The following is a 5,490-nucleotide window of genomic DNA, read 5'->3' on the forward strand; positions in this document are numbered from 1 at the left end:
ACGTGTACAAGGGCTGGAAAAAACCCAAACAGTTTGACCGCAACCTGATTGTGATTGGCGCAGGCTCTGGCGGGCTGGTCAGCGCCTACATTGCCGCCACCGTCAAAGCGAAAGTGACCCTGATAGAGAAACACAAAATGGGTGGCGACTGCCTGAATACCGGGTGCGTGCCGTCCAAGGCACTGATCAAGAGTGCCCGCGTGGCCTTCTATGAAAAGCAGGCGGAAAAGTTCGGCTTCGACAGCATTCGCAATGACTTCCGTTTCCGTACATTGATGGAACGTGTCCACACCATCATCAAGAAAATCGAGCCCCATGACTCTGTAGAACGCTACAGCGAACTGGGGGTGGACTGTCGGCAAGGTGAAGCGGCTTTTATTTCCCCCTGGGAAGTAGAGATCCGCAACGGTGATCACCGCGAACGCCTGACCGCCCGCAGCATTATCATCGCCACCGGCGCCCAACCGTTTATTCCACCGATTCCCGGTATCGAGGACATGGATGCACTCACCTCCGACACGCTGTGGAACATTGAAGAGCAGCCCCAGCGCCTTGTGGTCCTGGGTGGCGGCCCCATTGGCTGTGAGCTGTCGCAAACGTTTGCCCGTCTGGGCAGCCAGGTGACGCAGATACAGAAAGGCCCGCGCCTGATGCCCCGCGAGGATGAAGACGCCGCAGCACAGGTCACCACCGCACTGAAAGAGAGCGGCGTCACGGTACTGGTCGATCACACCACCGTGCGCTTTGCCCGGGAAGAGGGTGAAAAGGTGTTGTATGTCACGGGGGACGGACAGGAAAAGCGGATCGTATTCGATACGTTATTGCTGGCCGTGGGGCGCAAAGCCAACACCACAGGGCTGGGACTGGAAACACTGAAACTGCCCACCAATGGCAACGGCACCATCACCGTCAACGACCACCTGCAAAGCCGCTTCCCGAATATTTATGCCTGCGGGGATGTGGCCGGCCCCTACCAGTTTACCCATACCGCCTCTCACCAGGCATGGTATGCCTCGGTCAATGCCCTGTTTGGTTTCGCGAAAAAATTCAAAGTGGACTATCGGGTGATCCCCTGGTGCACCTTTACCGACCCGGAAGTCGCCCGGGTCGGTCTGAATGAACAGGAAGCCAACGAGCAAGGCATCGATTACGAGGTCACCCGCTACGGCATTGACGACCTGGACCGGGCTATCGCCGAAAGTGCCGACCAGGGGTTTGTAAAAGTGCTTACTGCCCAAGGCAGCGACCGGATTCTCGGCGTTACCATTGTCGGCCAGCACGCCGGGGAGCTGATTGCCGAGTACGTACTGGCCATGAAACACAAGCTGGGTCTGAACAAGATCCTCGGCACCATCCATATCTACCCAACCATGGCCGAAGCCAACAAGTTTGCTGCCGGGGAATGGAAAAAAGCCCGCAAGCCAGAGGGACTGTTACGCTGGGTAGAGCGGCTTCACGAGATTCGGCGCTAACCACAACATCGCAATTGACAATTATTATCATTACGGTGCACGGCCGTCCTGCCTTGAAGATATTGATAAGGAGAGCGCCGTGCTCCGCTTTTACCGTTATGGCTTGCCTGTATCGTTATTATCCCTTGCGTGTTCCCCGTTTGCTCTGGCCGAAGAAGCCGCTGGCGCCCATGAGCTGGGCCAGATTACGGTCTCAGCCACCCGCGCCCACTCCACCGTTGCTGAGACTCCGCAGAAAGTCCTCATCATCAGCCGCGAAGAAATTGAAGAACAACTGGCCATCAGTAATGACCCGGGGCAGGTACTCAGCAGCCTGATTCCCTCCTACTCGCCCAGCCGCCAGAAGCTCTCCAATGCCGGCGAGAGCTTCCGTGGCCGTTCGCCGCTATTCATGATCGATGGTGTACCGCAAAGCAACCCGCTGCGAGACAGTGCCCGCGACAGCTATACCATCGACCTGTCCATGGTGGAGCGTATCGAAGTGATTTATGGCGCCAGCGCAGAGCACGGGCTGGGCGCCACCGGCGGGATTATCAACTATATAACCCGCCGCGCCGACACCGGCACCATCAATCAGCAAGCCTCTGTCAGCCTGACTTCCGATGATGATTTTGATTCCGATGGTCAGGGCCACAAGGTGGACTACAGCATCAGTGGCCAGAAAGGCGACTGGGATTACCTGGGCGCCATCAGCCAGCAAAAGCGTGGCGTCTTCTATGACGGTAACGACCAGTTGGTTGGCATCGCCTACCCTGGTGAACTGCAGAACTCTACCAGCTATGACGTAATGGGTCGGGTCGGCTACTGGATTGACGACAACCAGAACGTCGAACTGATGCTCAATCACTTCGAACTGGAAGGCGAAGGCGATTATGTGCCGGTGCCCGGCAATCGGGATGAAGGTATCCCCACCCGAGCGCGCCCAGGCGACCCGGTAGGCGACCCGGGCTTCAACAAGGTGACCACCGCCAGTTTCTCCTACAGCCATGCAGACTGGTTTGGCAACAAGGCGGACGTGCAATTGTATAGCCAGCAGTTCCGCGCCCAGTTTGCCACCACCCCGTTCTTCCCTTACGTGGACAGTGCCGGGAATGATCAGCTCGACCAGACCCGCAACGAATCAGACAAGATCGGCGCCAAATTCACCCTGACCCGCAACGGCCTGCTCAACAATCGCCTGGGCATTACTACCGGCCTGGATCTGCTGCAGGATGAAACCAATCAGGATCTGGTCCATACCGGACGTACCTATGTGCCGGAAACCCAGTACCGTAATTACGCGCCCTTCCTGCAAGGCCGCTTCAAGCTCACCGACAAGCTCAATCTGAATGCCGGTGCCCGCTATGAAAAAGCCAAACTGAAAGTGGATACTTACTCCACCATCGACCGGACCAACGTGGTTAAGGAACCTCTGAATAACTCCTTGCGTACTCAGCGTGGCCTGAAGCGTGCAGCTGTTGAGTCTTGTCTTGACGGACAGGGTGGCTCCCTTTCCTAGAGGCAAGGCGCAGCAGATGTGCGCTTCAGGCCACGCCCTCCGGGTCTTCCAGGCTAGCCCGCACTCGTCGTTGCGTTTTTTCGATGGATGGACATACACCTTCAAAATCGCGCCTAGATTGCGAGCCAGCCTGAAAGACTGAGCATGCAAGGAGTTATTCAGAGGTTCCTTAATGACGATGTGGTCGTGGAAGGCGGCAGCCCGGACTTCAGCGAAACACTCTACAACGCCGGGCTGGTATACCAGCTCACAAGCTGGGCGCAGCTCTACGGCAGCTACTCGGAAGGGTTTGGCATGCCCGATGTGGGCCGTGTCTTGCGCGGCATCAACATCCCCGGCCAGGACGTAGATACCCTGCTGGATCTACAACCTATCGTTACCGACAACCAGGAAATTGGTGGGCGCTTCAACTGGGCACGCTACGGCTTTGAAGTGAGCTACTACGAATCCAACTCGGATCTGGGCGAGCGCCTCACCTACAACACCACTACCGGCACCTTTGAAGGCAGCCGGGAGAAAACCGAAATCCAGGGCGTGGAACTGTCCGGGCACATGCAGATTAACGACGCCCACCGCGTCAAACTGTCCTATTCCCACGAGGACGGCGAATCCGACACCGACGGCAACGGCGTTGTCGATACCGAACTGAGCGGCCTGAGCATTGCCCCCGACACGGTACAGATGAGCTGGAATGCCGGCTGGAGCCGCACCGTCTCATCCTATCTGCAAGTCAGCCATTTCTTCAGCCGCGGCTTTGATGACCCGGACCTGGACTTTGACGGCTACAGCCTGGTCGACGCCATGGTCAGCTACAAGCTACCCGCAGGTAAACTGGATCTGGGTATCGAGAACCTGACGGATGAAGACTACTTCACCTACTACTCCCAGGCCGCCCGCGTGAGTGACGAGTACAACTTCAAGGGCCGTGGTCGTACCTACACCCTGGGGTATAGCGTAGATTTCTAGCCTCATCGGCACGGGCTCTACCGCAGCCCGTGCCCTCCCCATTAAAAGAACCACGCTGCCCGCGCCACCAAAACGATATTGACAATCATTCCCGCCAACCTTAGCTTTCAACGCCTGAATTTACATTGCTTACAATAAGGAGAGCCCCCGTGCTCCGTACTTACTTTATTGGCTTGCCTATCTCATTGTTCACGCTTGCAGCTTCACCACTTGCCATCGCGGAGTCGGACGCTAACGAACTGGGGGCCATTACGGTTTCTGCCACTCGCGCCAATAGCGAAGTTGGCAAGACCTCCCAAAAAGTTACCGTCATTACCCGCGACGAAATTGATGAGCAATTGCGCATCACTTCTGATCAGTCCCAGGTACTAAGCAACCTGATTCCGTCATACACACCCAGCCGTCAAAAGCTTAGCAACTCAGGGGAAACATTCCGGGGACGTAATCCTCTCTTTCTCATCGACGGCATTCCGCAATCCAACCCCCTTCGCGACGGGTCACGTGATGGCTACACCATTGACCTGTCCATGGTTGAACGCATCGAGGTGATTTATGGCGCCAGCGCCGAACACGGGCTGGGAGCCACAGGCGGGATCATTAACTTTGTTACCCGTCGCCCGGAATCCGGCACCCTGAATCAGCATGTCGGCGTAAAAATGACCGCGCCCACCAATGACATCCACTCCAACAGCCTCGGATACAAAGTGGATTATCGCGCCGACGGCATCAAAGGAAATTGGGATTATCTTCTCGGCCTTAGCTACACCGATCGCGGCATGTTCTACGACGCCGAGAGCGAGCTCATTGGGGTAGACAACACCCAGGGTGACATCATGAACAGTGAAAGCCATGACATCTTCCTGAAGCTGGGCTACTGGATCAACGATGAACAAAACGTAGAGCTCAGCATTAACCGTTTTTCCCTGGAAGGGAAACATGACTACGAAGCGGTGGACGGCAACTGGGTTAACGGCATCCCTACCACCTCACGAAAAGGTGACCCGCAAGGCGACCCCGCCATGAATGAAGTACTGACCGTCGGGCTGAACTACACCCACAGCAATCTTGCCGGGAATCACTTTATTACCCAGCTTTACAGCCAGAGCTTCAAGGCCCGTTACGGCGGGGGGGTCTTCGCTACCTTCCAGGACCCGGCCTATGGGACCAATGTCTACGACCAGTCCCAGAACGAATCCGACAAGATTGGCGGCAAACTGACCCTGTCCCGTGACGGCATGTTTAATAACCGTCTGAAGCTGACCACCGGTCTGGACCTGCTGCAGGACGAAACCACCCAGATCCTGGCACAGACCAATCGCGAATGGGTACCGGAAACCCAGTTCCGCAACATTGCGCCCTTCCTGCAGGCAGAAGTCAGCCCCATGCAACAACTGACCCTGAATGCCGGAGTGCGCTATGAATACGCGAAACTGAACGTGGACGATTTCACCACCCTGGCCTCCTACGGCAGCCAGCAAGTCGAAGGCGGTAGCCCGGATTTTGACGAAACCCTGCTCAATTACGGCCTGGTCTTCCAGGCCACCGAGAACGCGC

At 56.6% G+C, this 5,490-nt stretch carries 3 protein-coding genes and 1 pseudogene; all 4 read left to right on the forward strand.

Going from position 1 to position 5,490, the window contains the following annotated elements; genetic code table 11:
* On the forward strand, positions 1–1,472 hold a 1,472-nt coding region (locus tag A3754_RS19570; protein WP_063521040.1), incomplete at its 5' end, for an NAD(P)/FAD-dependent oxidoreductase.
* 79 nt (positions 1,473–1,551) lie between these two features.
* Positions 1,552–2,970 (forward strand): TonB-dependent receptor, encoded by a 1,419-nt coding sequence (locus A3754_RS19575; protein WP_369817631.1) that lies wholly within the window; start codon positions 1,552–1,554, stop codon positions 2,968–2,970.
* A gap of 141 nt (positions 2,971–3,111) precedes the next feature.
* Positions 3,112–3,936: pseudogene (locus A3754_RS19580) on the forward strand (TonB-dependent receptor domain-containing protein); the annotation flags it as partial.
* 149 nt (positions 3,937–4,085) lie between these two features.
* Positions 4,086–5,490, forward strand: a 1,405-nt coding sequence (locus A3754_RS19585) for a TonB-dependent receptor (RefSeq protein ID WP_063521041.1), incomplete at its 3' end; no start/stop codon positions are given.

Source organism: Alcanivorax sp. HI0083, from assembly GCF_001635175.1.